The 22,944-nt window shown below is 66.0% G+C and carries 22 protein-coding genes and 1 pseudogene; 5 read left to right on the forward strand and 18 right to left on the reverse strand.

The window, feature by feature from the left end; translation table 11 throughout:
- Positions 1-29: 29 nt before the first annotated feature.
- The 7 genes from GFS60_RS30965 to GFS60_RS30995 form a co-directional block, all read right to left on the reverse strand.
- Positions 30-752: a hypothetical protein gene (locus GFS60_RS30965; RefSeq protein WP_159927966.1), complete on the reverse strand. Its 723-nt coding sequence runs from the start codon at positions 750-752 to the stop codon at positions 30-32.
- Entirely contained in the window at positions 749-1,618 is an 870-nt protein-coding gene (locus GFS60_RS30970) for a hypothetical protein (RefSeq protein WP_159927967.1), read from the reverse strand. Before GFS60_RS30970 ends, GFS60_RS30965 begins: the two co-directional genes overlap by 4 nt.
- A complete protein-coding gene (locus tag GFS60_RS30975; RefSeq protein ID WP_159927969.1) occupies positions 1,615-2,034 on the reverse strand; it encodes a hypothetical protein in 420 nt (139 codons plus the stop codon). Before GFS60_RS30975 ends, GFS60_RS30970 begins: the two co-directional genes overlap by 4 nt.
- Positions 2,031-2,309 (reverse strand): hypothetical protein, encoded by a 279-nt coding sequence (locus tag GFS60_RS30980; protein ID WP_236603570.1) that lies wholly within the window; start codon positions 2,307-2,309, stop codon positions 2,031-2,033. The genes GFS60_RS30975 and GFS60_RS30980 overlap by 4 nt, the downstream gene beginning before the upstream one ends.
- Before the next feature lie 189 nt (positions 2,310-2,498).
- Entirely contained in the window at positions 2,499-3,101 is a 603-nt protein-coding gene (locus GFS60_RS30985) for a DUF6262 family protein (RefSeq protein ID WP_159927971.1), read from the reverse strand.
- Positions 3,098-5,719 carry a tyrosine-type recombinase/integrase gene (locus tag GFS60_RS30990; RefSeq protein ID WP_236603571.1) on the reverse strand — a complete coding sequence of 874 codons (2,622 nt, stop codon included), beginning with the start codon at positions 5,717-5,719 and terminating at the stop codon, positions 3,098-3,100. The genes GFS60_RS30985 and GFS60_RS30990 overlap by 4 nt, the downstream gene beginning before the upstream one ends.
- Entirely contained in the window at positions 5,716-6,924 is a 1,209-nt protein-coding gene (locus GFS60_RS30995; protein ID WP_201453678.1) for a tyrosine-type recombinase/integrase, read from the reverse strand. The genes GFS60_RS30990 and GFS60_RS30995 overlap by 4 nt, the downstream gene beginning before the upstream one ends.
- 647 nt (positions 6,925-7,571) lie before the next feature.
- On the opposite strand from GFS60_RS30995, the gene GFS60_RS31005 reads away from it, so the two are divergent.
- On the forward strand, positions 7,572-8,426 hold the full coding sequence (locus GFS60_RS31005; RefSeq protein ID WP_159927975.1) for a phosphoadenosine phosphosulfate reductase domain-containing protein: 855 nt from the start codon (positions 7,572-7,574) through the stop codon (positions 8,424-8,426).
- A gap of 250 nt (positions 8,427-8,676) precedes the next feature.
- Here GFS60_RS31005 and GFS60_RS31010 read toward each other — a convergent pair whose 3' ends face one another.
- From GFS60_RS31010 to GFS60_RS31060, 11 genes are all read right to left on the reverse strand, one after another.
- Positions 8,677-9,429: an RES domain-containing protein gene (locus GFS60_RS31010; protein WP_159927977.1), complete on the reverse strand. Its 753-nt coding sequence runs from the start codon at positions 9,427-9,429 to the stop codon at positions 8,677-8,679.
- Positions 9,426-9,818 (reverse strand): hypothetical protein, encoded by a 393-nt coding sequence (locus GFS60_RS31015; protein ID WP_007299950.1) that lies wholly within the window; start codon positions 9,816-9,818, stop codon positions 9,426-9,428. The genes GFS60_RS31010 and GFS60_RS31015 overlap by 4 nt, the downstream gene beginning before the upstream one ends.
- 121 nt (positions 9,819-9,939) lie before the next feature.
- A complete protein-coding gene (locus tag GFS60_RS31020) occupies positions 9,940-10,512 on the reverse strand; it encodes a 3'-5' exonuclease (protein WP_159927979.1) in 573 nt (190 codons plus the stop codon).
- A 171-nt stretch (positions 10,513-10,683) separates the two neighbouring features.
- Positions 10,684-11,100, reverse strand: coding sequence for a hypothetical protein (locus GFS60_RS31025; RefSeq protein ID WP_159927981.1), 417 nt, complete (start codon positions 11,098-11,100; stop codon positions 10,684-10,686).
- Positions 11,101-11,238: 138 nt separating this feature from the next.
- Positions 11,239-12,186 (reverse strand): C40 family peptidase, encoded by a 948-nt coding sequence (locus tag GFS60_RS31030; RefSeq protein ID WP_159927983.1) that lies wholly within the window; start codon positions 12,184-12,186, stop codon positions 11,239-11,241.
- Between the two features lie 272 nt (positions 12,187-12,458).
- Positions 12,459-12,653: a hypothetical protein gene (locus GFS60_RS31035; protein WP_159927985.1), complete on the reverse strand. Its 195-nt coding sequence runs from the start codon at positions 12,651-12,653 to the stop codon at positions 12,459-12,461.
- 50 nt (positions 12,654-12,703) lie between these two features.
- On the reverse strand, positions 12,704-13,591 hold the full coding sequence (locus tag GFS60_RS31040; protein ID WP_159927987.1) for a hypothetical protein: 888 nt from the start codon (positions 13,589-13,591) through the stop codon (positions 12,704-12,706).
- Positions 13,591-14,628: a hypothetical protein gene (locus tag GFS60_RS31045; protein ID WP_159927989.1), complete on the reverse strand. Its 1,038-nt coding sequence runs from the start codon at positions 14,626-14,628 to the stop codon at positions 13,591-13,593. Before GFS60_RS31045 ends, GFS60_RS31040 begins: the two co-directional genes overlap by 1 nt.
- Positions 14,625-15,020, reverse strand: coding sequence for a hypothetical protein (locus tag GFS60_RS31050; RefSeq protein ID WP_236603659.1), 396 nt, complete (start codon positions 15,018-15,020; stop codon positions 14,625-14,627). Before GFS60_RS31050 ends, GFS60_RS31045 begins: the two co-directional genes overlap by 4 nt.
- A 47-nt stretch (positions 15,021-15,067) precedes the next feature.
- Positions 15,068-16,018, reverse strand: coding sequence for an alpha/beta fold hydrolase (locus GFS60_RS31055; RefSeq protein WP_159927993.1), 951 nt, complete (start codon positions 16,016-16,018; stop codon positions 15,068-15,070).
- A gap of 546 nt (positions 16,019-16,564) precedes the next feature.
- Complete coding sequence (locus tag GFS60_RS31060; protein ID WP_201453679.1) at positions 16,565-16,966, reverse strand: histone-like nucleoid-structuring protein Lsr2; 402 nt, start codon at positions 16,964-16,966, stop codon at positions 16,565-16,567.
- A gap of 739 nt (positions 16,967-17,705) precedes the next feature.
- On the opposite strand from GFS60_RS31060, the gene GFS60_RS31065 reads away from it, so the two are divergent.
- The 4 genes and pseudogenes from GFS60_RS31065 (at position 17,706) to GFS60_RS31080 (ending at position 22,911) form a co-directional block, all read left to right on the forward strand.
- Positions 17,706-17,909: a cold-shock protein gene (locus GFS60_RS31065; RefSeq protein WP_073365012.1), complete on the forward strand. Its 204-nt coding sequence runs from the start codon at positions 17,706-17,708 to the stop codon at positions 17,907-17,909.
- Between the two features lie 807 nt (positions 17,910-18,716).
- Positions 18,717-19,229: pseudogene (locus tag GFS60_RS31070) on the forward strand (IS21 family transposase); the annotation flags it as partial.
- A 95-nt stretch (positions 19,230-19,324) separates the two neighbouring features.
- On the forward strand, positions 19,325-20,557 hold the full coding sequence (locus GFS60_RS31075; RefSeq protein ID WP_159927995.1) for a tyrosine-type recombinase/integrase: 1,233 nt from the start codon (positions 19,325-19,327) through the stop codon (positions 20,555-20,557).
- Positions 20,557-22,911 (forward strand): site-specific integrase, encoded by a 2,355-nt coding sequence (locus tag GFS60_RS31080; protein WP_159927997.1) that lies wholly within the window; start codon positions 20,557-20,559, stop codon positions 22,909-22,911. The genes GFS60_RS31075 and GFS60_RS31080 overlap by 1 nt, the downstream gene beginning before the upstream one ends.
- The last annotated feature ends 33 nt before the right edge of the window (positions 22,912-22,944 follow it).

Here is a 22,944-nt window from a genome sequence, read left to right on the forward strand (position 1 = left end):
CATGCACCGAACCGGTACGCGCACAACACTCATCGAGGTAGATGGAGTTGCCTCATTCGGGTCGGATGCATGTACGGCGGCCGCAGACCGGCCAACCCGAACCCAGCGGATTCCGGTTCGAGCTCGGGTACACAGGCCGGTGGTGTGGTGCGCCCGAGAGTGCCGTCGCTATGCAGGTGCGCCGACGCCCACCGGTCGGCGGCGGGACAGTGTTCGAACTCCCACCGCAAGACCCGGCCCTCACCATGGGCCCGCTTCTTACCGATGACATCCAGGCCACCCAGGATCGTGGCGACGGCGTCGAGATCTCCGACTCCGCGCCACGTGACCGTGCGAGTGCTGGTGATCATCAGGGGCATGTAGCGGGCCCGGTAGCGGCCCTGCCGATCAGAGATCACCGCCGGCAGGGTGTGACTGAGTTGCTCGAGCCCGCGGTGATCGGCCCGCGACGCCCAGTGCCGCACCACCGGATCACCGGCCGGGTCCTCGGGGAACGAGCACGTCGCACACCAATGCCAGTCCTCGCCGGCGAGCTCGCATCGCGCCAGTGGTAGCTCGAGGTCGGGCGGGGCGCACTCGGGTGTCAGCGCCGGAACATCCTCGCCTCGGTCGAGTGCCGCGGCCTTGTGATCGGCCCACAGTTCGGCGGCGAGGATCCCGTCGAGACTGATTCCCCACGGCGTCGCATGCGCCAGTCCCGACGATAAGTGCGCCCGGACAACGAACGGTGCCATCTCCTCGGTGCCCGTCATGTCAGCCAGCACAGTGCTTCGATGACCTCATCGCGCAGTGGTGCGAGCTCGACGCGCCAGTCCACTGACTGCGGGTCCGGGCCGGCCAACACCACCCGATCCGATTCGGCGCGGACCCGCCCGTGACCAATCGCGCTGCGCCCTCCGAGGAATCCGTCACGCGCGAATCTGCCCCACACATCGGTGAAGAACGAGATTTCGAGTGAGGTGGCCCGGTCCAGCCGCAAGAAGGTTTCGAAACGGGTTCCCGCAGGGAGTGTTTCGATCTCGAATCGCATCAGCATCGACGAGCCGGCATCTTTACCGGCTCCGACCACCACCGCGGAGGATCCGGGGAACGCCCGGGTGTCGGTGTCGTCGAATCGGCTGTAGCTCTCCAGGGAAACCAACTCGAACTGACTCATCAGCCGGCCGTCATACGCCCGGGTCATGATCGTCTCCGTCTCACGCACCCGCGGGATGACCTTGCCCACCTTCAAGCAGCCGTCGATCGGTGGCTGACCTCCGCCGTTGCCGCCGAACACCCCGATCGGGGGAACCAGCTCCCGCAGTCGCTGCCGCCGGCGGCCGGTCAGACCCTCGCCGGTGACCTTCGTCAGAGAGCCACCGTTGCGTAGCGCGTGCGCGGCCGAGAGTGGGATCTGCTGTTCGTAGCCGATGACATCGCGGAACAGCTCCTCGGCGATCCTGCGTAACCCGCCGCGCAGGGAGTTCCCTGACACGATCGGCACCAGCACCGGCTTCCCGTCCGGCTGGATCACCGGCTCCCGGCGGAACAGTGTCGTCGTCGTTCCGGAGTCCTCCCCCTTCTGGGAGATCGAGGACAGCGCGGTCAGCTCGACATCCCAACGCACCGTCGACCTCATCGATTTTTCCTTCCCGAAGAGCGAGCGGCGGCCACGGCTTCGGCGACGATCCGTGTGCGCAACACGTACGACGTGGGACGCTCACGCAGCAACGTCAGCACCGGCTCGGACTCCTCACGCAACAGGGTCGCCAGTTCCAGCCGCTGGTCGGTGTTCGTCGGTTCCGATTCGAGGGACCGTGAGACCACCGACCACCACCGGTCGAGATCGCCGCCACCGATATAGGTGGCGACCCGAACACGGTTCGGCAGGTGCTGGGTCCAGTACGTTTCCCGTCGCCGGCCGACCCATCCCGAATCCCAGTCGATCCCGTAGTGCAACAACAACAGCAGGCGTTCTGCTGTCGACGCCGGACCCTCGAGCGGCGGCAGCCCCGCAGGTGCGGCCGCGAGCCATCGATCGGTCGGGCTGGTCATTTCGTTCCCTTCGCGCTCGCCGACACGGTGGCTCGCAGCGCGAGCTCCCACCACTGCCCGATCTGGCGGTACGGGGCGAGACGATCCCAGTCCGCGAAGACCGCCGGCCACCGCCTGGGAGCGATCCTCGCGAGCACCGGATACGGGGCCGCAGGCTCGGCGAGCATCCGGGCACCGAACCCCAGCGCCCGCAGTCGGCGCATCGCTGTCACCGCCGCGACATCACGCGCAGTCCACGGCAGGCACGTGTCGTCGACTTTACCGACCGCGGACACCGCATTTTGCTTCTGGCCTGCGCGTATTCGAAGCGTACATGTGCGCGATGATGTCACGGGTTGTTGATGCTGGCGTGTCGGACCACTTTCTCGTTCGAGCTCAGCCCAGCGGTGCGTCCACCGTCCCCAGGTATCCGGGCGCCGTTCGGTCGACAACGTCCCGTGGAGTTGAATCAGATTGTGCTGGAGCTAGATCGGTGATCGCTGGATGGTGGTCGGATCTGCCAGGCGGGTCTCGAGGTCGGCGATACGCCGATCTTGGAACCGCAGGTTGGAACGGGCAGCAGTCAACCGCTCATCGAGGTTGCGGTTGTCGGTGGTGAGTTGGCGGACCCGCTGTTTGAGTGTGGTGTTCTCGGTAGTGATGCGGTGGATGGCTTCCTCGCTCCATTCGGCTTCCATGTCGCGGATTCGGCCGAGGAGTTCGCCGATGCGGTTGCGTTGGGCCAGGATTTCGGCGTTCGCGGTCTTGAGCCCGTTTTCGGCGTTGAGAGCGCGCTCTCGCCAGGTCGCCTCGTGCTGGTCGTGCTGGTGGACAGCCGGGTGGCGGGACTGTTGGCCGGTGTCGGCTTTCGCGGTTTCTACTGCCGTTCTGGCCGCAGGGTTGGTGTAGAGAAACGTCCGAGAGACACCTGCGCGGCGGGCGACGGCGGCGACGGTGACCGGGGCCGGTTCTCGGTGCAGTCGGGCAATGGCCTCATGAACGCGGTCGACCGCGGCCTGAGCGTCGCGGCGCCGGGAGACCAGCGCGGCGGCGGTGCGGGTTTGGGGTGGGTTTTGGCTACTGCTCATGCGCTGGCTTCTCCGTCGGTCTCGTCGGTCTCGTCGGGTGCTGCTGTTATGGCATCGGTGAGGTCGGTGGCACGGAAGGCGGTTGACCAGACCCGGTGAAAGTAGTCCTGGGGTTTGCGAAGGTCCAGCGCGAGCGCCTGGTCGAGCAGGCCAAGCCCGGCCAGGGCCTTCTCGAGTCCGTCGATGGCGCGGGCGGTGGGCTCGAAGTGCTGGTGCAGGTAGTCGGCGGTGGCGTCGTCGGGTGCACCCTCGGCGAGTTGTCGCCATTGCTCGCGTTTGCGTCGCCAATACAGCAAGTCCGCTCCGGACAGGACGAACTTGTCGCAGCCGTGGCAGTTCAGCGCCCAGGGACAGGCACCGCCGTCGACGACGGGTTGGAAGGTGCAGAAGCCGCCTTCGGCAGGGGTGCTGCGCCGGGACAGGTCGATCGCCAGCGTCTGGGCCTGCGTGCGGGTCATCGGTGCGGTGTCGCCGGCGAGGAGTTCGCCGGGGTGGGCGGCGCCGGGACCGGCGACCCAGACCTGTTGCAGTACGTCCTCGAGATCCGAATGCGACAGGTGCACATAGTGTTCGGCCATCCGATCGCTGACCTGGCCCAGATAGGTGCGGATGTGAGTCAAGCTTGCGCCGGCGCGCAGCAAATTCGTGGCCAGCGTATGGCGGGCCTGGTGGGGCACCCATCGGCCGATTTCGAGCGAATCGACCCACGCGCTGAAGTTTCTGTGAAAAAAGGAATGGGTCAACGCGACGGTGCCTTCGGGGTTGCGCTGCGGCGTCGGGAACAGCGCCAGGCGACCGCGTTCGGTGTCGGTGGGTCGGCGCCCGTGCTCGGCGACGAATCGATCCAGGGTCTTGCGTTGGCGTTCAGCCAGCACCTCGTGGAGACGCTCGGGGATCCGGATCGCGACGTCATAGTTGCCGACCTTGGTCTGGTCGTGCCAGAACATCGGTAGGCCGCCGTAGCGGCCCAGACAGTCCCAACGGAGCTGCAGCACCTCTCCAATGCGACGACCGGTGGTGACGGTCGTTTCCCACATATCACGCAGCCCGCGGTCCAGCGGATCGTGGACCTCGTCGAGTCGCCGCAGATTCTCCGGATCGGCGAGCGCGCGAGCGACCTCGTCGGGAAATGGTCGCCGCGCGGTCCGGCCCGTTGATGCCCCGGCCGTAGGAAGTGCGACGATGAACTCCCGCCCCAGACCGATCCGGTCGGCGGCACCGCTGTCCATCGCGGCGCGCAGCATCTTGCGTAGCGCATTGAATACCGTCGACCGTGTCGTAGTGGTGACGACGCTGGCAGTCCCGTCAGGTCGCTTGATGGCCAGCGACGGCGACCCGTCGCGTTCACGGCGGCGTTGGTCGGTGACGAATCGACGCATGTGATCGCCCTGCAACAGGGTGGGATCGTTCCCGCCGTCGGGGGCATCGTGTTGCAGGAATGTGCCCAGTTCCATTGCTGCCCTGAGCAGCCCATCGTGAACGTGGCCGGAACGTGGGCAGCGCGGCGATTGCAGCAGGTCGGCGAGGTAGTCCCAGACCAGATCCCGCAACCAAGTTGGGCCGATGCCGGTGAGGTCGATGTGACTGGCCCGCCGCTTGAACCGCACCCCGAAGTGCTCGGTCTCGAGGAATCCGGCCTCTTTCGCCTGGGCAGGGGTGAAGTAGACCATCCGAAGCTCGTGCAGGATCTCCTTGACCATGGAGCCGGGAAACTCCACCGATCCACCGGCGCCGATCTCGAACCCGATCAACGACTCCACTTCGAGGGTTCGGCACGTCGCCACTAGTGAGCGAAGCCAGCCCAGTTCCCACCGGCTGGGTCGGACTCGCTGCGTGTGGATGAACAGGCCCCATTGAATTTCGGCCCGCACCAGTGGCCGCAACCCGAGCAGGTTGATCTGTCCCGGCCACGGGGATGCGCGCACGGTGGCGCACCAGCGACCGAACGCCTCCTCGTCGTCGTATCCGACCGGGACCGGCCGGCCGTACCGCTCGTAGCGGTGCCACCACGTCGGCGGCAACACCGCCGCGCCGGGTCGGTGCTCACGCTGGTACCGCCGACTGTGCCAGAGACACAACCCCAGCGGCGACTCGGCGAGGTTCACACACACCGCCACCAGGCAGGATCCGTAGCCCGGCAGCGGCCGCTGCCCGGAGAGCCATCCGTCGAAGTCGTCGGACTCACCGGCGGACTTCCGGTGCTCGCGCCACCGACTCATGTGTCGCTGGCACAGCAGCAGGTCGGACTGCGCGGCGGGCCGGTCTGGGCACACCCGGCAAATCAGCTCCTCGATCCGCACGTATCGCTCCAATCCCTCTGCGGCGGTGAGGAACGCGGCCTTACCGCCGCCACGTTCTCGGTCCTTCGCTCGCAACAAGAGATGTTCCGTGCAAAAGTCCGTGGAGTTGGCGCGGGTCCGCTCGCACCGCTCGACAACGCACTCCCACCGGTAGACAGGGTGTTGCTGCGGAATCCGGATCACGTCCAACCGGAAGATCGGGTCGAAGTCGGGGCCGCCGATCAGCGCCGTGAGAATCTCGAGCCGGTCGCGGCCGCCCCGGTCCGGACGATCCCGACACGAGTGCGGCGATCCGGCACGGGTTCTCCCGGCCGTCATCGCCCTTCTCCCCACACCCGCCGCAACGCCGCGTCAAAGGCCGGGTCGTGGACATCGACGTGCCCGTAAACCTCGTCGACCATCGTCGCCGAGGCCCAGCCGCCTGCGTCACGGGCGATCAACAGGTTGCCGCCGGAGGCGTCGAGCACGGCCGAGGTGAACGAATGCCGAAACGCATGGGGTTTCACCGGTCCCAGGCCGGCGCGGTCTCCGGCCCGGCGCAGCACCCGCCGGGCGGCGACCGGAGCCCACGGCCGCCCGACGGCCCTGCCGTGCAGCTGAACCAGCAGCATTCCGTGATCGGTTCGTCCACGCGGATATTCGGTGGTGATGTAGTCGAAGTAGGAGTGGATCATGGCGGGGCTGACCCGCTTGATCAGCCCGCCGGTCACCGTGCCGTTCTCGAGGCGCCAGGGATGCTTGGTCTTGGCCTCGGCCCGATTCGGGTTGCCGGGGCGGTAACAAACGTGCAGATGCGGGGAACGGCACTGGCCGCAGGCCGCGTTCTCCCGCAGGTGCAGGTCGACCAGGTGCAGCCCGCACAACTCGCCGATCCGCAGCCCGCCGTCGGCCAACCAGGTCACCACCATGCGGTCGCGGGCCGAGTTCACCGTCTCGAGCAGTTTCTCCCGTGCGCCGTCGGGCAGCATCTTCGGATGTCGGCGGCGAGGTCCCGTCGGCGCGAGCGGATTTGCCGGTATCGACGTCGTCGTGTGCCCCAAGAATGTGCGGCGTCGATCCGCCCGCGTCGGCAGCCGACTTCTATCCAGTCTCCGACCGAGCTCGGCGTTCACCCCGAGCGCCGCCTGATGCAGATAGAAGCCCTTCAGACAGGCTGCCGTGGTCGACAGCGCCGCATGCCCGTACGGGCGTTTCCCGACCCGCCACGGCTCGCCCAACGGCATCGCCACCTCGGCGCCGACGATGCCCATGTACCGCTCGAGATCCCGCAGCACCACTCTGTCCAACGCCAGGCACTCGCGCTCGAGCCAGCGCAGGTGATCCACCAACAAGTAGGAATAGGTCCGTTGGGTGCCCGACCCGTCGTGCTCGCGCAGGAACCGGTCCGCCTCGCGATGCTCCGTTCCCTCCGGCCAGACGATCGTCCACGACCGCCTCCCATTTCGCCGGTCGATCCGCTGAACCCGGAGGTCCCCTACCACCACTCGCATCGCCACACGCCCTTCGAGTCTCTGTCTGAACATGACGAACATCCCGAACCCTGGTCGGTAAACAACCACGGGACATCCCGAAAGTCGCGCAGGACGAACGGCGTGTACGGATATATCTGCGGTCGGTAAACTCCACAGCAATCCCACCCCACCGCGAGTGCGGCAGGATGTGCTTTCGACCGGGCCGCAAGGGCACCACCACGGCGGTGTCCGGCTCGAGTGGCCGCGACAAAATCCGTTCGAGATCCGCCGCGGTCACTGCCCTCATTGCTGGTCGTGTGGTGACCACATGCATGCTCCTGCGTAGATCCGGGTACTGGTAGGCCCAGGCGCACGACGTGCACAGCCCACCCTCCGCGGGTGCTTTCCACGAATCGAAACCCGTGAACGTTCGGGAGACCACCTTGGTCACCGCCTCCACCCGAACCGGGGACGCTGCGCATCTCGCACACCGACCCATCCTCGCCAGCTCGATTACCTCGCGTGTCTTCGTCGACGCGAACGCCGCGGCGACGACGTCCAGCCGGCCGGCCACCTCGCACAGTTTCCCCACACCACACTCCTCACATGCCCAGGCGATAAGAAACCGCCCCTACGACTGGAGGAAGATCCACCGGGCGGACACTGTGTGACAGAAGCTGCGAGATCTCGATACCGACCGGACAACGTGAGGAGGGCGTGTGGCGGGCAAGCCCGAACCCGACGGCCTGGACCTGAACATTCTCCGGGCACTGCGCCGGCCCCGCCGCGACCTCAGGGCCCTCACCGGGCGCATCGCCGGGCACCTCGACGACCACGACGGGTACCTCGCCTTCTCCGGCGGCAAGGACTCACTCGTCGCACTCCACCTCACCCGGCAGGTCGAACCGAACATTCCCGTCGTGTTCTTCGACTCCGGCCTCGAGTACCCCGAGACCTACACCTACATCACCGCACTCGCCGACACCTGGAACCTGAACCTCGAACCCCACCGAGCCGACCCACCACTGCTGACCGTCCTCGCCCAGTCCGGCGAATGGGACCACCAACAGCCCACCCGGGCCATGAGCCAGAAGCTGCGCGAGATCCTCATCGGTGCACCCTCCCGCGCGGCGCACGCGGCACACGGGCCGGGAGAAATCTGGGGCGTACGCGCCGACGAATCCCCGAAAGGGACCGGACGCTGGTCGCTCTACTACAACGCACTCAGCAGCCACGTCACACGCGACTGCGACGGCTGCTGCACCAACACCACCGAGCAACGCCGACACCACGGTGGCGTCATCGACCGAGCCGACGGAACCCGTGTCTTCGGGCCCGTCTGGGACTGGGACACCGACGAGATCTGGGCATACATCGCCACACACCAGCTACCGGTGAACCCCGTCTACGACAAACTCCGCCAACTCGGCACCCCCGAGGGGCACCTACGGGTCTCCCACATGCTCGACGGCGCCTTCCTCGAACACGGTCGCATCACCCGCCTACGCCGCGGATGGCCGGAGCTCTTCGAAGAACTCGCCCAAGTCCTCCCCCGGGTCCGCGAATTCGTCTGAGGGCGAGCGAGTATCACGGTACCGGGCCCAAGAGAGTCAGCGCGGTGGCGCGTCGTTTGTGGACCTCGGCCGCCCACCCGGCACCACCACCTGTCCAGGACCACCGGCCACCTCAGCCGGGGCCGGGGATTCGTGACGATCAGTGGCCGAACGGGGGCCTACTCAGGTGACCACACCCACCCAACCAGTGCCGCGACTGTGGTTCCGCCGTGAAGTTTGCGAGAATCTCGTGATCACGTAGGGGCTGGACTCACGTGTCGTCCCATTCGAGTCCGAGCAGCCGCATCGCCCGGATAAGGTCACTGTCGTCGGGTGCCACCGGCATCTGATCCAGTGCGGTGACGTGGGGGCTGACCACCGGGTCACCCGGTCGCTCGTAGACTGCCCACAGCCGCAGCCCGTCACCGTGGCGCGAGTCGAACTCGACACCGGTAATCGGATATCCGTCCGGACCGCCAAGGGTGTTGATCCACTTGGAGATTGCCTGTGTCAACGCCCGCGGGCGGCCGTCCCGAATCGCGGCGCCGTCGAGATCATCGAGTCCGTGCCGGATCGCGGCCGACCGAAACCCGACACGCAGCGTGGCCAGCGTCTCCGGATGCCCGGGGACCGCGAACCACCCCGTCAGCGCGCCGTGGGCGGCCAGGCGAGGCACGCACCACGACCGCGGCACCCGGCCGGGTTCGACAGTGGGGAACGCGGCTGCATCCTCGTCGTCGACGACGATCTCGTCCAGATCGGCGATCACCTGCGCGCTCGGCCGGGCGTAGGCGAGGACCTCGAGGTAGCAGGCCAATCGACTGGCACCGACATAGAGGGTGCGCCACACACCGTCCGGGTCGTCCCACCGGCCGGTGAACCGGCCGTCAGTGGCGTACACCCACGGTGTCCATTCCCACGGCGACGGCGCGAACCCCACCCGAAAGACCTCGCACCCATATCGGCGGGCGCACCACATCGACCCTTGCGCCGTGGCGACGAGGGCATAATCGCCCTGGGTCATCCGACCGCGGCGAACTGCCGGGCCGCGGCGAGGACCTGCGGGCCGACATCGGCGAGTTCCCCCTCGCGCAGCAACAAGGCGGGTGCGCGGTCGTCGAGTATCGGATTCAAACCCTGAAACCAGGCCTGCGCCACCGCTGGGGTGTCGCGGGCGGTGATCAGCCGTGCCGCCCGGTACGCGATCCGCAGCCGTTCCACATCCGAGTCGCTACCGATCGTCCGTGTGCCCTCCGCCCACTGGCGCACTGCACGGGTCTCCTTGACGCGCCCCAGATAGGCGACCAGCTTCGCGCCCAGCAGCTCCCGCAACGCGGTGACCAGCTCGGGCTGGGACATACGGGCGGCCTGGTTATACGCCTCCAGATCCGGCCGGGGATGTGCTGCGGTCATCACGAACCACCTCCAGATCCCAGGGTAAATCACAACCAGGAACCCAGCAAGGCACCAGCCGAGAGAGCAGACCCACAAGGGGACTGCTACCGGAACCGCCTCGAACGTGCGGCACGGTGGACTACGCCGGCCGATGGGAGGTAGTGGCGGGGTACACGGTCGTGGATGGCGCCGAGGTGCCCTCCGCGATGCCGAGCAAGACGGTGCGGGCGGCCGCGGCGTCGCTGCGGGCTCGGTGTCCGCCATCGAGCCGAATGCTCTTCTCGGTGCCCTCGGCCTGCGATCGCATCCGCATGATGCATCCCCACATCTCGGGGTCGGCGAGGTGCGCAGGGTCGAGACCGTGCCGAGCACAATCATGGAGAACGCGGCCCTTGTCGAACTCACTGTGGTAGCTGAGCGTCACTCGCCCAGCGGTCACCGCAATCAAAGCCTGGTGAACCGTAGACCAGCCGGGTGCGCCGATCAGATCGGCCGGGGCAATTCCATGCACGGCATACGCGTCCGGGTGGATCGCAACCTCGCCCGGATCGACCAGGGTATCGAGCAGTGGATCCCCGGTCGCGGCGTCCAAAACGCAGATTTCGATGATGCTGCCGTCCAAATTGGTCGATTCAACGTCCAGAACCGCGGCGCGGCCGGGGACGAGCATGCCCCGTGCCCACTGCTGCGGAGACGTCTGTGTACTGGTCATGCCACCTCCTTCTCGTGATCATCGTGACGGCACCCTCCGACATGTGGTACTGACTTCGACACCTGTTCCTGCCCGGGAAAGTTCCTGGTAGCGCTCGGGCGCCGTTCTTTCCGACCAGGATCGGAGGACGGCGCCCGAAAGGGCTGGGGCGCCACACCACCGGACTGCTTCCTAGCTGTAGGAATGCTCAGGTTCGCGCTCGCTGGAGACCTGCCCGTCGGTGCTGGGCGGCTGATCGCCTTCCTGCGGTGCAGCAGCATCTGCGACGTCGGTTGTCTCAGTCGCGTCCTTGCTGGCGCCACCACGCGCAGGCTTACCGGAGGTGTTCTTCCGCTTCTTCGGGGCGGTGTACCCCATGGCCGCGAGCTCTTTGGCTGTCCATCCGCCGTCGATCGCGTTCTCGTGGGCCGTCCTGATTGCCTCTACTGCTGCCTCGCGTGCGGAATCGAGTGCGGCAAGCTCTTCTACTGCTTCACCGATGGCTCCGACAAGCGCGACTCGTGTTTCGATTGCTTTCTGCGCCAGTGCTTCCGCATTCTTTCGTGCGGTCTCGATCGCCTTCTTGTGGGCTGCTGGCGTAATGGTCATGTGGCACTGTCTCCTTCGTCTCTGCGGTCGTGCCGCACGTCGCGACACGACTTGTTGCCGGTCTGGGTTTATGGTGGCGATCGTATTGTTCCGCTTCGGGATCAGCGCGGGGTACCGTCCCCGTTGGCCCGGTTGGGGTCACAGGAAGCGGGCAGGGATCATGTCCGGGCGGACGGCGCTGATCTGGATGCGCTGGCCGGTCTGCGGTGCCTCGATCATTTTTTCACCGCCGAGGTAGATCGCGACGTGGTTGGCTCCGTCTGCCTGCCAGTTCCCGAACAGCAGGTCACCGGGCTGGGCTTGGTCCATGCTGATCTGCTGGCCTGCCCGGAACTGTTCCTGTGAGGTGCGGGGCAAAACCTTCGTGCCTCCGGTGCCGATGTAGTAGGCGAAACGCGTAAGCCCCGAGCAGTCGTAACCGGCGGTAGCTCCTCCGGTGCCGTCGCCCATCGACGGTCCGGTGAGAAGGCCTCCGCCCCATTGGTAGGGCAATCCGATCGCACGTATCGCCTCTTCGATGACCGCACGCGCGAACTCGAGATTGCGGGGAAAGCGGGGATCGAAGGTCAGATCGCGGACTGCGGTCGGGGCGAGCATTCCTGTCAGGGAGGGGATGCCGGCCGCAGTGGTGGATGCCCCGCTGACGACAGGAGGCAGAACTAACGGATTCGTCTCCTGCTGCGGAGCCGATGACGATGCCTGAGCTGCGGGTCCTGCGGGGTTGGCGACACCGCCGGCGGGCCCGGGTCCTGGACTTGGGGCGGGCAGGACCACCTCGGGAATCAGGCCCTGCGCCTCGGGCGGGAGCTGCTCCCTGGCCCCTGCAGCGGCATCCTGGACTTCCGGTGGAATGGCGTTTTCGATCTCGGCATGCCACTCGGCGGGCAGCTGCTCCTGCGCCTGCTGTACTGCATCGACTGCGTCGTCGAGGTAGGGCTGCGGGTCCGGGACATACTGGACGAGAGCTGGCGCCTGGTCCTGTGCGACCGCCGTGACGCTGTCGGTGATCGCGGGGTCCACTCCGCCGCCCTGGGCGGCTGATGCGCCGGCCACTGCGACGCCGACGATGATCGATGCGAAATCCATGATGTCTCCTTTGCCGAGGATGTGGCGGCCAAGGGCGGAAGTACTGTCTCGATGACCGCGAGGGTGTCGTGCGATCACCGACAGTAGAGAGGGACCTGTACAACTCGACCGAACTCACAACCGCGCCAACCCAGTCCGGCATCCACATCGGCCGACAGCGCGTGGAGAATTGGACCGGATGCGAAAGATCAAATAGGGTATGGGTACTGAGAATGCACCGGGTGAGTCGGAGGCACACCATCTTGTAGGTGGCCTCCGACTTTTCTTTCTGCTCACAGCCCCTTGCCATCTCGTCGTCCGGTATGAGCGTCGGCGCCGGAGCCCTCCTTCCCTTGCGTTGTGTCCGCGGCCTGGTCCGCATCGTCGTGTGGCGCGGCTGTCACCACTCTGAATTGCGCGGGCGCAGCGAAGATATCGGGATGAAAGGTCAGGTCGGGGCGCCGGTGGCGCGGCTTGTCCGCAGTCATGTGTGTTCCTTCCGTGAGTTCAATCTGTCTCGAACGCCTGCCTCGACTCGTCATGGCGTCCCGTGATCGACGAGTTGGACGACCAAGCGCTCCCCCGGTGGCTGTCCGGGCCGCTCGTATGGGACAAAATGAGCCCCCACCACCTGAAGCTGCATTCCCCGTGGCAGCAGATGGTGCGAGTTGTCCACGCGGGAAGATTGCCCGTAGTACATGCCCCGGTCGGTCTGGATCTCGAAGACGACATCGGTGGGCCGGGCGGTCGAGTCCAGCTCGTGCAGCGAATGGGTTGCTGCAGTGAACCGGTCGAAGGACAGGACCGTCCCCGGCGATAGCGTCGAGGGCAGATCTGACGGGTTCACGACCGCGTTGGGAATGCTCACCGACGTGTACACGAGATGGCCTCGTCCGGATTCGCGTTCGTATCGTTGGATCGCCCGGTCCACTCGTTGGACCTGCTTACGGCGAGCATCGTCGAGCTCGACAGCGTCGCCGGCCACCGCGGAAAGGGCGTTGTTCGTCTCCCGCCAGGTCTTCGGGTCCGACGTCAACGCCGCCAGCGCCGTGTACTGGGCTTTCGGCATCGCGTCGAGGACGCGGCGCTTCGCCGCGGATCGGGTGTTCCGTTGTCGTGCCGAGAGGGTGCGACGGAGTTCGATCGCCGGTGGCAGCTGCGGGCGTAGCCGAGAGTTTCCGATTGCCGCCGGCGTGGGCCGCGGATAGGCGCGGTTGAGATCCCGTTGCGCCCGGGTCAATCCAGGTAGGTTCTCGGTGGCGTCGTCGAGTTCTCGTGCTCCGCTGCGGAGATCGGCGCGGGTGTCGTAGGCGTGCTGCGAGATCAGTTCGCCCTCCTTGCGGGTGGCGACGTCGCTGTCGCCCCGGTCGGGATCGAACACACCGTCGCCGCGATCTGGGCTGATCCGGTCATGGCTACGGCCCATCAGCTGCACCGATCGAAGCCGGTGACATCGCCGTGCAGCTGTGCCAGCGCCGCTTCCCGCGCCTGATGTAGATCGGCCAGGTCATTGGCCAGGTCACCGATCGCCGAAGCCGCGAGGTCATCGTCAGCCGAATTCACCAGCAATTCTCCGAGCGCCGGTGCGTGAGCGTCGATGCGACCGAGAGCCGCAGTACCGTCGATCGAGTCCTGGAGCATCAGTAGGTCTTGGTGATACGCCCACAACGCTGCGACCCGCCCGATCAGTGATTCTTTGACCTGCTCGAACCACCGTCGCTGCCCGTGGTAGGCGACCCGAGCCGCGTCAGCCTCGGCACTGACACCTGTCGTGGGTTCGCCGACGCTGACCCGGAAAGTTGCCAGCTCACCGCAGTGGCCGAGAATCGCTCGGAGTTGGTCCTCGACGTCGAGCCGGATGCGGTGGATGTAGAGGTCCTCGTGACTCCATCCCGGCACGTCACGAATATCGTCGACGATCGCGGACGCAGTCATGGCCAGACGAAGTTCGAAGAAGTCGCCGCCGGCCGAGACGTAGGCCTCGAGCTTGGCAATGCTGCCGCGGATCATCTGCTTGTCCGCCGCGGTCAGCCTGAGGGGATCGCGGCGGATCCACCACCACATCGCGAGGACCTCCACACCTGCAGCCACGAAGATGAATACCGTCAGATCCGTGATCGGAGACTGAAAAAGCGAATTCATGTTGAGTAGGACAGGAATCATGCCGATCAGAACAGGTGCGATCACGACGAGGGGAATCTCGACGACGACACCGCCGTTCGTCCGCCCGAACGGGACCTGCGTGCGCCACATATTGCGTCGGGGATAGGTATTCACGTCGTGGGCGGCAAAACCCAGCTCCGCTCGCCTTGCGACGATCGTGGCCACCATCGGCGAGAGGAGTTGCAAGTGGATACGGTCGAGCGCCGTCAGAAACTGGTCGCTCTCGGTGTCGATCTCGACGCGGTCGATCAGGTCCAGAACAGCGCGGGCCGCGCGGTCGCCGGCTTCTGCCGGGATCATCGGCGTAGCTCGCTTCGCCCGATGGGCCGCTTCTCGCTGACCTGCCGCGGTTCGGTGTCCATCTTTCCGGGATAGGTCCGTGGATCCGGCCGGCCCGAGGGGTGATGAGGGAAAACCTCGAATGCTTCTACGGCGGTGTCGAACTGCGCATGCTCGCCCGCCCACCGGATGTGACCGCAGCGGCAATAGGTGACGTCTTGCCACGGGTTGTAGGTCTTCGGTTCGTGATGCAGATCGATGCACCGGTGCCGCGCCCCGACCTGCACACCACACGCTGCCACCCGTTTCAGAACATGGCGGGTGTACAACCCCGCGCCGCGGTGAACGCGCTCGTCCGGCCGGTGGTGCGCCTGACCGGACGACAGGTCAACGTCCTGGTGAATACTCAACACTTCTCCCATCAGTGGTTGCCTCGGCAGGTGTCAGGCACGCGCAGATTTCACGCCCCGACGAGGTCGGATTTGGATCTGCGGGTGGTGTCCTGTTCGCGGCGCCCTACCGCGCGGCCGAGCAGTCGATCGAGACCCTCGCTCACCACATCGGGACGCTCGAGGCCGATGTGCCGCGCTCCGCTCACCGGGATCAGTTCGGCGAGGGGAAGAGCCGCGGCGAGTCGCTGTGAGTGCCCGATCGGGGTCACCCTGTCCCGGGTTCCACAGATGATCGACGCCGGCACCTTCGCGAGCACGTCGAGCGCCGGGGAAGCGTCGTAGATCCGCAGATCACGCAGGAAGGCGGCCACGGTGGGGATCGGCGTCGCGTGGACCATCCCGTAGGACGTGGCGGCGGCACGGACACTTGCACTCGGAGCAAGCGGGCACGTTGCGCCGACCACCGGCGACAAGATGCGACGTGAGAGATTCCAGCTGCGCCCGAGGAGCCCCGGGGCGTGAGCGGATGCCGTCCGCAGCACCGTCACCGCCGGCGTATTCAGAGCGCGCCCGATGCCGGCGCCGGCGACATTGTCGACGGCGGTCGAGATCAACCCGACTCCCACGATTTGCGCGGCCGCGGCCTCTTGGTGGTGGGCGACGTAGGACATCACGGACATCCCACCCATCGAGTGCCCGACGAGGACAATCGGACCCTGTGGCGCCACCGTGCGAATCACCACATCCAGGTCCCGTCCAAGCTGGCTGATCGTGTAACTGTCGGTGTCAGCCGCGCCGGATCCACCATGGCCGCGGTGATCGAAGAAGACCAACCGGGCACGCCCCCGCCAGACCTCGGCCAGGTAGGCCCGTTGCGGTGCCCAGGCGTCCATGTGGAGACAAAATCCGTGCGCGAAAATCACAGTGACCGGCGCCATCCGGGATCCGATCTCACGCACCGAAAGAGAGGTGCCGTCGGCGGTGAGGATGAGGTGTGTGCGATCCCCGGGGGCCCTCATCGCTGGTCATCCAGACCTCGAGCCAACCATCCGCATCCATACTGGTCCGCGCGGGAACGCCCAGTGAGGGACTCTGGATGAGGTAACCACCAACGATGAAGGTGGCGGATCTTCTTCGCGTCCGTCGGGCGGATGCGGCGAACCTCAACAATCATCGGTACCACTCCTTAGCTTAGTCCTCACGACAGCAATTGCGAGGACCATAGGTCCGGACCTTGACTGCCCCAACCGGGCCGCGAGCGATCGGCCACTCCGCCACAACAAGCACACCTCCGCCTAGGAAGTGCCGCCACTCCCTCTCATCTGGAGGAAGATCCCGCCACCGGGGTTGTGTGACATTGTTTTGGACAGCACCGCTCGGTCACACCATTGACAGCGTCACTTTGTTAGACAGCCGGAGTGTCCCGTTCGTCGCCCCGACTCGGGAATCTTCACCGGACGGGGCTACCGAAACTGCGCACCTCAGCGCGTTCCGGCCACGGGGCGGCTTTCGGGACGTGCCCGGTCGGCGTTCGCCTTTCGGAGCACCGGAGGACGCTGGGGCTACTACCTCAGTGCGCGTGGCCGCATCCCCCGAGGACCCTCACCTTTCGAGGACAGCCACAACCTGAATGCTTCGGCCGTCGCCGCCTGCAAAGTCGTCCCACGGGCGGCTACTTCGATCTTCATCTGCTGTAGCAAGTCTGGGTCCAAGCGGGCGGAGAACTGCGTAAGCGTCCTAGCACCCCCGGACGTGGTAGCAGACTTGTATGAAGTCTTCGGCACGCGCACCCGGGTGGCATGCTCGATGAAGTGGCCGATCTGCTTGCGGAACTCGCTGGCGTGCTCGTCCTTCAGGTCGATCTCGTACTCGACACCGTTGACCGCGAAGGTGATCTTCTCGCCTTCTTCGCCGAACACAGTCCCGTCGATATCGTCGACGAGTTCGACAACCACCTTGCGCGCCACAGTTCCCCCCGATGCCTCACGGACCGTCTCGATACAGCATGAGCGCACAGTACTGGGAGCTGCGCGAAAACGGGTGGACCGCTCAGGGACGTGTCCGAACGCGAATGGGTGGTGAACTGCACGAATGATCGCCTCGAAAGCAGACTCATGCAGCTATAAATCCCAGTTGACTGGCGGAGATGCAGTTTTCTATCGAGGTGTTCGTGTGCCTGGCGCCATTTGCGGATCGTCGACCGGGTCGCGGATCCTTCAGAGTGCCTGGCGTCCTTGATGTGTGGGGCTCGGTTGACAGGGCCGCGCCAGCTGGACGAACGTTGACGTAGGTCGGGGTGGCCGCGAGCGCTTGCCGTGTGATCGACGAGAGGGTCTCCGATGTCCCCTTCCCCGATGTGGTACTGGCTCGGTGACCATTACTGGTACACGGTGTACCCACTGGTCACGATCTTCGGCCCGATCTTCGGCTGATTGCGATGATCGGATTCGGTGACGACGTTTCTTCTGGTGGCCGTGCCTGTCACCGATAGAGCGCTTTCGGACGCATCGATACCACTTACCGATCCCCCTCCCGGCGCTCGATGAGCGACTGGCGGCAATGTCGGGTGCGGTGATGTCGAGCAGTACGCACGTTCCGCCGGTCAGATGCGGTCGGCCCCGATCCGTCGCCGGGTGGCAGGATCAGTGTTATCGAGATCGGGAACTCGATGTGAGTACCCGGATCGAGGTCGTAGGGAGTATCGGCATGGCGCAGGGCATAGTGAAGTGGTTCAACGGTGAGAAGGGCTTCGGTTTCATCGCACCCGACGACGGAACTCCGGACGTCTTCGTGCACTATTCGGAAATCTCGGGCAGCGGCTTCAAGTCCCTCGATGAGAACCAGCGTGTCGAGTTCGAGGTGGGCCAGGGGCAGAAGGGCCCGCAGGCCACGAACGTGCGGGCTGTCTAACTAGTCGGCGGGACCGCATCCGGTGGGTGCGGTCCTCCTTCGATACGGCCCGCGTTCGAGAATACGGAAACACATGGGGTCACTCGTCGTGCTCATCAGGCGGAGCATCGGCCTCATGGGCAGAGCGAACAGCCCGGTAGTAGTCGGCGATCGACGCCTGTTTCCCGGCCGGTGCCGATCGAGAGCGTTCCCGGACTCGGCGGCCGTGCTCTTCGGTCGAAATCTGCCGCTCCCAATCCGCATCTGATCGTGCCCGCGGAACGCGCATTGCGGTCAACTCCCCATTGCGCCCCCAGAGGAGTTGCTCTCCACACAGATCACGCGCTAGCGAACTCGTCTGTCGCGACCCCGACGCGTAACGAACCCTCATTCCTTTGTAATGGTTCGGGCCATCGGAGTCACTACCCGAGGGGCGATAGCTTCCCACTCCGGGAATGCCTCAGCGTGCGCGGCGCCGACTCCAGGCCCTCGACCCCGACTCGTAGCACCGGAAGCGGATCCTCTTGGGGGGCACCGAAGGTGGCCGACCGCCGGGCAGGCGCGCTGCTGAGCTGGGCCGCTATGTGGTCGGTCCTTCGCTGATGGCATCGGCGGTGACGATCATGTTGGCTCTGGCAGTCTGAAGTGGCCCCGGTCGGGCGGCTCGAGTTGGACCCAGTCGACCCTTATCCGGTGAGGGGTGTGACGGCTCGAAGTGGCCCCACCGCGACACGCCCGGGGTGGCTGTTTTCGTCGGTGTGAATCCCGGTGACGGGTGTGGGCGCGATGATCGAGACGAACCACACCGCTGGCCGTGAGGGGTTCGGGTTGGAGTCTCGGGTGCAACTGTTCGAGGACATCCGCCGCGATGCGCGGTGTGAGGGCCTGTCGATCCGCGCGCTGGCGGACCGCCATGGTGTGCACCGGCGGACGGTGCGGGCGGCCTTGGAGTCTCCGATCCCGCCTCCCCGCAAGAGGCCGGTGCGGATCGCGGTCAAGCTCGAACGGTTCAAGACGGTGATCGATGACATGCTGATCACGGACCTGACCGCGCCGCGGAAGCAGAAACACACGACCAAACGAATCTGGACAAGGCTGATCGACGAACACGGCTGCGAGGCCTCGTACTCGTCGGTCCGGGACTACGTCGCCCGCCGACGCCCGGAGATCGTCGCCGAGTCCGGGAGGGGAACCGAGACGGCCTTCGTGCTGCAAGACCATCTTCCCGGCGCGGAGGCGGAGGTCGATTTCGGGGATGCGTGGATCGATCTGGCCGGGGTGCGGACGAAATGCTTCCTGTTCACCCTCCGGTTGTCGCACTCGGGCAAGGCGGTGCACCGGACCGTTGACCGCACTAGCGGCGTGTCTTGCGCAAGATCGGCTGCGTAGTCGGCAACGCTCCGTCCGGACGATGACCTCGGAGGACGGAGTGCTGGGTGAACCAGGAGCAAGAGATGGTGCGGCGGGACCCCTCGGGGATCGTGGTGGCCAGGACGGGCGAGGTGACTCCGACCGACGACCCGATGCTGCCGTGGGTGGTGCGCGATGGGGTAGGAAAGCCGATCGAACCGGTCAGTGAATTCCTGCGGGACCTGTTGGCATGCGCGAACAGTCGCGCCTCGTGCCGCTCCTATGGGTATGACCTGTTGCGGTGGTTCCGGTTTCTCGCTGCCGTCGGTGTCCCCTGGGATCGTGCCCAACGGGCGGAGGTGCGGGACTACGTGCTGTGGCTGCGGACGGCGCACAATCCGGCGCGGGACCGGCGACGTCCTGACGCGCCAGTGGCGGGTTCGTTGAATCCGCGCACCGGGAAGCCCTACCTGGGGGCAGGATATGCTCCGGCCACCATCAACCACGCCCTGTCGGTCGTCGCCGCGTTCTACGACTTTCACCTGCAGACCGGGGACGGCCCGGTGATGTCACCGGTGCCGGCGACGTCCCGGTCCGGTGCACGACTGCACGCGCACCACAACCCACTCGAACCCTTCCATCCGCATCGCCGCGGCAGGTACCGGCAGAAGCAACCCGATCTTCCGCCCCGCGCCGTGCCCGACGACGTGCTCGACGAGCTCTTCGGCTGCTTGGGGTGCAATCGGGACCGGGCGTTGTTCAGCATGTTCCTCTCCAGCGGGGCTCGCGCCGCCGAGATACTGGGGATGACGGTGGCTGACGCGCATCCCGGTGACGGCCGGATCTATGTGCAGACCAAGGGACTCGGTGGAGTCAAGCAGGCGTGTCCGGCCGCGCCGGAGGCGTTCGCGTGGATGACCCTCTATCTCGGCGAACTCGCCGACGAGGGGCATCGCCCCGAGCCGGCGGAGCCGCTGTGGTGGACCCGGCGCCGGCCGCTGCGGCCTTTGACCTACACCGCCCTGCGGGCTGTCCTGACACGGATCAATGACCAGCTCGGGGCCAACGTCAGCCTGCACGATCTGCGTCACACGCTCGGTTTGCGCCTGATCGCCGACCCTGATGTCACCCTCGTCGACGTCCAGCAGGTACTGCGACATCGGCAGATCACCACAACGGGCCGCTACCTGCGTCCCCGGATCGATGAGGTGATCGCCAAGGTTCACGAGCACTACACCCGACCGAAGCCGGCGGAGCACCCGTTCGACGGTTGGTCCTTCGACCCGCAGGACCTGGCCGACGTGTTCGGTCCCGCCTGATGGGCAGTCGGCACGGCAAGGTGGCGCGGACCCCGGTCAGCACCCGCGACCCGAACCTGCTCATCGCGCCACAATCCGAACCGTCGATGCCGGTCGTCACCGACCACGACAGGGCGAGGGCCACCCGGCAGGAGGTGAGCACGTTCGCCGGGACGCTGCTCGACCAGCCGAGCTACCAGCAGCGATGGAGGCATGAGCTCGCGCTGACGCGCATCCTGGACTGGCTCGAGAGTTTCCCAGGAGAGGACTGGCAGGACCGCTGGCTGCTCAGCGGCGCCGAGGAACACGGCAGGGAATGGGGCCCAGTCAATCTCACACCCGCCCAACGAAATCGACTGACCGCCGGTCTGAGAATCATGATCGTGTTGCGCGCGGTCCGACCGTCCTACGCCTGGTTGTCGAGCAGCAGAATGTTGGGCGTCTACGCAGCGTATCGCCGGCACAACCAGGCCGAGACCTTCGCGGTCATCGAGCGTCACGCCGCCCGCCGCAACGGTCACGACCACGCCGCCGAGGCAGTGAATGCGTTGACCCGCATGGTGATCGTGACGGGCAAACCCTTGCGTGAACTGCGCGTCGCCGACTTCGACGACTATGCGGCCGCTCGGCAGGCCTGCGGCAGCAGGGTCGGCTCGCTCCCGATGGCCTACGAGTTGCTGCGCGCAGCTGGCGGGCTCGAGGGTTCGCCGGACACGCTGCGCGCGGCTCAGGCGCGGGGGCAGTTGTCGGTGGCCGAGCTGGTCGACCGCTACCCGGTCGCCAACAAAGAGATACGCGACATCCTGGTGCACTACCTGGTCGAGCGGTCGGCAGCACTGGACTACGGGTCGTTGGTCAATCTCGTCCAGGTGCTGGTGGACCTGTTCTGGCGAGACCTCGAGCGTCACCATCCGGGGATTGATTCACTGCACCTGCCCGAGTCGGTCGCGCAGGAATGGAAACAGCGGATCCGCAGCTTGCCGAACGGGCAGCCCCGTCGCACCGTGCACACCGTTCTGCTGGCCGTTCGCGCCTTCTACCTGGACTTGCTGCAGTGGTCGTTGGAGGATCCGGCTCGATGGGCGCGGTGGGCCGCTCCCTCGCCAATCGGAGACAGCGACATCCGCGGCTACATCAAGGAGGCTCGCCGTCGCCAGGCGCGCATGCAGCAGCGCACTCGCACCCTGATCCCGGTGTTCCCGCGGCTCATCACCGCGGCGACGGATGAACTCGAACACGCCGGTCGCCTGCTCGCCGCCGCCCGCCGAGCGGCAGCCGGTGAAGTGCTCGTCGTCGACGACCAGGCTTACCGCCGAGCAGGGCGGGGCGGCAGCACCTGGCGGCCGGCCGCGGTGTTCGTCACCCCCGTCGACCGGGAAGGCGCCCGATTCGATGTCGAACGGTTGGAGGACAACGCATTCTGGACATTTGCCGCGGTGGAGGTGTTGCGCAGGACCGGCGTGCGGATCGAGGAACTGCTCGAGCTCACTCACCTGAGCCTGCGCCAATACCAAGCTCCGACCGGCGAGATGGTGCCCCTGCTTCAGATCAGCCCGTCCAAGACCGACATCGAACGGGTCATCCCCGCCGACCCGGACCTCGTCGCGGTCCTGGCCCGCATCATCCGCCGAATCAAGGACCAGGACGGTCAAGTTCCCCTGCTCAGCCGCTACGACACCTACGAACGCACCTTCGGATCGATCCTTCCACACCTCTTCCAGCGCCTGACCCAGCACCGACTTCAGGTCATCCCAGCGGACCGCATTCGAGGACTCCTCGCCGGCCTCGCCGAGAGAGCGCGTCTTACCGATGTCGACGGTGCCCCACTGAAGTTCACACCGCACGATTTCCGGAGAATCTTCTCCACCGAGACCGTCAACGGCGGACTCCCGATCCACATCGCGGCGAAATTATTAGGCCATCTCGACCTGAATACGACTCAGGGATATGTTGCCGTCTACCCGGAGGAGGTGATCCGGCACTACCGCCAGTTCGTGGACCAGCGTCGAACCCATCGCCCCAGCGAAGAATACCGCGAACCCAGCGACGCCGAGTGGGAGGAGTTCCGGGACCACTTCAGCCTCAGAAAGGTCGCGCTCGGCCACTGCCATCGCCCCTACGGGACACCGTGTCAGCACGAATCAGCCTGCGTGCGTTGTCCGATGCTCCGCCTCTCCCCGAGTCAGGTGCCACGGCTACTCGATATCGAACGCAACACCCACGACCGGTTGGAGGAGGCGCAGAAGCTGCAATGGCTCGGTGAGGTCGCCAACTTGCAGGAGACACTGCGTCATATCGCGAACAAGAAGCAGCAAGCCGACCGCTTACAACAGCACACTGGCCGCGGCGAGAGCGGCGTTGATGCGCTCGCCTGACCCGCAATCCATTCCGAACGAACGAGTTTGTGG

Origin of the sequence: Rhodococcus sp. WAY2, from assembly GCF_009859915.1 — a bacterium.
GTDB classification, from domain to species: domain Bacteria; phylum Actinomycetota; class Actinomycetes; order Mycobacteriales; family Mycobacteriaceae; genus Rhodococcus_F; species Rhodococcus_F oxybenzonivorans.

What these genes read in the sequence shown, in the direction of transcription:
- GFS60_RS30965 (WP_159927966.1), bottom strand. Translation starts at nt 752, where the DNA reads ATGACGGGCACCGAGGAGATGGCACCGTTCGTTGTCCGGGCGCACTTA.
- GFS60_RS30970 (WP_159927967.1), bottom strand. Translation starts at nt 1,618, where the DNA reads ATGAGGTCGACGGTGCGTTGGGATGTCGAGCTGACCGCGCTGTCCTCG.
- GFS60_RS30975 (WP_159927969.1), bottom strand. Translation starts at nt 2,034, where the DNA reads ATGACCAGCCCGACCGATCGATGGCTCGCGGCCGCACCTGCGGGGCTG.
- GFS60_RS30985 (WP_159927971.1), bottom strand. Translation starts at nt 3,101, where the DNA reads ATGAGCAGTAGCCAAAACCCACCCCAAACCCGCACCGCCGCCGCGCTG.
- GFS60_RS30990 (WP_236603571.1), bottom strand. Translation starts at nt 5,719, where the DNA reads ATGACGGCCGGGAGAACCCGTGCCGGATCGCCGCACTCGTGTCGGGAT.
- GFS60_RS30995 (WP_201453678.1), bottom strand. Translation starts at nt 6,924, where the DNA reads ATGTTCAGACAGAGACTCGAAGGGCGTGTGGCGATGCGAGTGGTGGTA.
- GFS60_RS31010 (WP_159927977.1), bottom strand. Translation starts at nt 9,429, where the DNA reads ATGACCCAGGGCGATTATGCCCTCGTCGCCACGGCGCAAGGGTCGATG.
- GFS60_RS31015 (WP_007299950.1), bottom strand. Translation starts at nt 9,818, where the DNA reads ATGACCGCAGCACATCCCCGGCCGGATCTGGAGGCGTATAACCAGGCC.
- GFS60_RS31020 (WP_159927979.1), bottom strand. Translation starts at nt 10,512, where the DNA reads ATGACCAGTACACAGACGTCTCCGCAGCAGTGGGCACGGGGCATGCTC.
- GFS60_RS31025 (WP_159927981.1), bottom strand. Translation starts at nt 11,100, where the DNA reads ATGACCATTACGCCAGCAGCCCACAAGAAGGCGATCGAGACCGCACGA.
- GFS60_RS31030 (WP_159927983.1), bottom strand. Translation starts at nt 12,186, where the DNA reads ATGGATTTCGCATCGATCATCGTCGGCGTCGCAGTGGCCGGCGCATCA.
- GFS60_RS31035 (WP_159927985.1), bottom strand. Translation starts at nt 12,653, where the DNA reads ATGACTGCGGACAAGCCGCGCCACCGGCGCCCCGACCTGACCTTTCAT.
- GFS60_RS31040 (WP_159927987.1), bottom strand. Translation starts at nt 13,591, where the DNA reads ATGGGCCGTAGCCATGACCGGATCAGCCCAGATCGCGGCGACGGTGTG.
- GFS60_RS31045 (WP_159927989.1), bottom strand. Translation starts at nt 14,628, where the DNA reads ATGATCCCGGCAGAAGCCGGCGACCGCGCGGCCCGCGCTGTTCTGGAC.
- GFS60_RS31055 (WP_159927993.1), bottom strand. Translation starts at nt 16,018, where the DNA reads ATGAGGGCCCCCGGGGATCGCACACACCTCATCCTCACCGCCGACGGC.
- GFS60_RS31065 (WP_073365012.1), top strand. Translation starts at nt 17,706, where the DNA reads ATGGCGCAGGGCATAGTGAAGTGGTTCAACGGTGAGAAGGGCTTCGGT.
- GFS60_RS31080 (WP_159927997.1), top strand. Translation starts at nt 20,557, where the DNA reads ATGGGCAGTCGGCACGGCAAGGTGGCGCGGACCCCGGTCAGCACCCGC.